At 42.6% G+C, this 2,948-nt stretch carries 4 protein-coding genes; 2 read left to right on the top strand and 2 right to left on the bottom strand.

The genetic code is table 11. The features are described 5' to 3' along the window. A partial coding sequence (locus ACP45E_RS21540) for an NAD-dependent epimerase/dehydratase family protein (RefSeq protein WP_141707480.1) occupies positions 1-459 on the bottom strand: 459 nt, incomplete at its 3' end. A 28-nt stretch (positions 460-487) separates the two neighbouring features. Next, positions 488-721 (bottom strand): TIGR02647 family protein, encoded by a 234-nt coding sequence (locus ACP45E_RS21545; RefSeq protein WP_017034920.1) that lies wholly within the window; start codon positions 719-721, stop codon positions 488-490. 747 nt (positions 722-1,468) lie between these two features. Between ACP45E_RS21545 and torE the strand changes: the two genes are divergently transcribed. Together torE and torC are read left to right on the top strand one after the other, a co-directional pair. Then, a complete protein-coding gene (gene torE, locus ACP45E_RS21550) occupies positions 1,469-1,645 on the top strand; it encodes a trimethylamine N-oxide reductase system protein TorE (RefSeq protein ID WP_017034921.1) in 177 nt (58 codons plus the stop codon). Between the two features lie 47 nt (positions 1,646-1,692). Next, a complete protein-coding gene (gene torC / locus ACP45E_RS21555) occupies positions 1,693-2,874 on the top strand; it encodes a pentaheme c-type cytochrome TorC (RefSeq protein ID WP_017034922.1) in 1,182 nt (393 codons plus the stop codon). The last annotated feature ends 74 nt before the right edge of the window (positions 2,875-2,948 follow it).

Below are 2,948 nucleotides of genomic sequence, written 5' to 3' on the forward strand. Positions count from 1 at the left end.
GCCATTTTTACTAGAACGGCTGTTATCAGTCTCATTCGATGGGGTGTTAGCTAAGTCATAGCAAGACATACTTTCTGTCATCAAGTGAGGCGCAGGCTGGTTTTTATCTATAGCGGGGTAAACCGCTGTGGAGCTGATCATAATGATTTTTTTTACGTTAGCCTGTTTTGCTGCCTCTACGACCGCATGCCACATACGCTGGTATTCGTTAGACAAGCCTCGACGAAATCCTGGAGGAAAGCATCCAATAAGAACGTCAGGTTGTTGTTCGAGAAGGTTTTCAGTAAGCCGATGAGGAGATGTAAGATCACAAATGAATCCTTGAATACCTAATGCGGATAATTGCTGAGCTTTATCTGAGGAAGTGTTGCTAGCAAACACACGATGGTGTTTAGAAAGGAGCGTTGTGGCGAGGGGAGTACCCAGCCACCCGGCTCCAATAATAGTGATCGTTTTCATCGGATTCTGTTAGAAGATTAATGGACAGCTATGCGCTTAGTATACGCAAAACTTTATCGGCTTTTTCTGCTATTTCGATACCTTCGTCAGTGAGGTAGCCTCCATCAGGCAGTGTACACAATCCTTTATCGAATAGACGCTTAGCCGCTTCTTGTGTCTCTTTAGCGGCATCTTGATGGACCTTAATGCCTGTCGCTGCACTACTAATATCAAATTGCAGAAGCAAATTTAGCTCTGCGAGGTGGTCTTGGGAAAATTTCATGATTATGTTCCTTTAAATGCTATTTGCTACACATTAAGCAAGCATGGATAGCACTGCAAACAAGGAAAGTGAGAAGTGTTAATTAGAACCAAATTGGTGCACTTTTGTTCGATGCTGGACATTAAAAGTGTCGGTATTTGGGTGATCGAAATAGCTTAAAGGTAATATGCACTCATGTTTATATGAAGGGTGGGTTATCCACATTTTCTGTGGATAAAGTGTTTCTAACGCAAAGGGGTGTATGTTTTTTGTTCAAGTTTAGGCTGGTGTCGATATAAGTTTTATCGGCTTTAAATGGTTGTTTGCTATCAAGCCGCCTATTTGCCGTAAAGGTTTTTTGACTAAGCAGCCTTTGTCTTTAATTGGTTCTTTTTATTTATACCCATTTGGTTTGTGGACTCAATCAGTGTCAAACGCACGACACTGGGAGAATTTTAAAAGCATGATTTTGGATTTCGACGGACTCTATATACAAAAAGCGAGCTAAACTGTTAACTGAGTGTTTTGTGGTTAACTTTAAAGTAACATGTGTAATTTGTCTTATTTGTTCACAATTTTACACATAATGCGACAATCAAACATATCTCTGGATGAGCTCAAAAAAGTGTTGATTAATAAGGGTTCAACAGCGGTTGTTATTGAAAGTTAGATGACACGTGAACTAAAATTCATCCTAACAATGACGAGATTTAACTAACTCAAAATATTGAGTCGTTAGGCAAAACTAAATCGAATGCAGGTAAATGTATGAGAAGTGTTAATGAAGATAAGAAAGGTGAGGCACATTCGTTAGAATGGCAGTCTTTTCTTTTTATTACTGTCGTCCTTTTCCCAATCTTAAGTATCGCTTTTGTTGGTGGGTATGGTTTTATCGTTTGGATGCTGCAAGTGTTTGTTCTTGGGCCCCCTGGCGTGCATGGCTAATGCATCTCTAACACCCATATTTGAATAGAATTTTAAGAGAGTGAAACATGAAATCATTGATTGCTAGACTGTGGCGTACAATGACACGCCCGGCAGTTCATATCAGCCTAGGGGTTTTAACCATGGGCGGTTTCATTGCTGGTGTGATTTTTTGGGGTGGCTTTAACACCGCCTTAGAAGCCACCAACACTGAAGAGTTTTGTATTGGTTGCCATACCATGAGCGAAAACGTGTACGTAGAATTACAAGAGACTGTCCACTGGAAAAACAGCTCTGGTGTTCGAGCGACGTGTCCAGATTGTCACGTACCTCATGAATGGACAGCAAAAATAGCCCGTAAGATGCAAGCATCGAAGGAAGTATTCGCGCAAATATTTGGTGATCTTGGAACACCAGAAAAATTTGAAGCACGACGCCTTGAGTTGGCTCGCCATGAATGGGATCGGTTCTCTGCGAATGGTTCACTGGAATGTAAAAATTGTCACGCGTACGAGTCGATGGACTTTGAACAAATGTCACCAACGGCGCGCATTCAAATGAAACAAGCCGCTGAACGAGATCAAAGTTGTATCGATTGTCATAAAGGCATTGCACACCATCTTCCAGCGGATATGGCCTCAATGAGTGGTATCGTTGGTGATCTAGAGCAAACAGCAAGTAGCACCAACTACTCCCAGGGCAATGACGTTATTTCCGTTCGTCACCTACCATTGTATACCGATGAAAGTGCGACGACAGAAGCCGGCTTGTTAAGTCCAGCCAGTCAGGTTGCCATCGTAGGTCAACAAGGCGACATGATTGAAGTTAAAATTGACGGCTGGAGAAAAGCGAAAGGCTTTGGTCGTGTGATCCAAGAAGATTTTGGTCTTAATATCTCTACGGCAATCCTATCTCGCGAAGTGTCCCAGAGTGATCAAGTGAACGTGGGTGAAGGAAAAGAAGACGAACTCACAGGCCTGCCTTGGGAAGAAGTGAGCGTCAATCTTTGGATGAAAAAAGAATCGATGGTTTCCGACTACGCTCCGATCTGGAATGCGGCGAGCGATGCCTACAAAACGAACTGCTCGACTTGTCACTCACAACCTGATGAAGCGCACTTTAGCGCTAACGGTTGGGTCGGCATGCTAGATGGCATGATCGCATTCGTGAACTTTGATGCTGACACTGAAGCACTGGTACTGAAGTATTTACAAAAGCACTCATCAGACTTTGCTGAAGGTCATCACTAATCGACGTCAATTGGAGTAATAAAATGGCAATTTCACGAAGAAGTTTTCTCAAAGGTGTAGATCGGAAGAGCGGT

It is taken from the genome of Vibrio genomosp. F10 str. 9ZD137, from assembly GCF_049974785.1.
GTDB lineage: Bacteria > Pseudomonadota > Gammaproteobacteria > Enterobacterales > Vibrionaceae > Vibrio.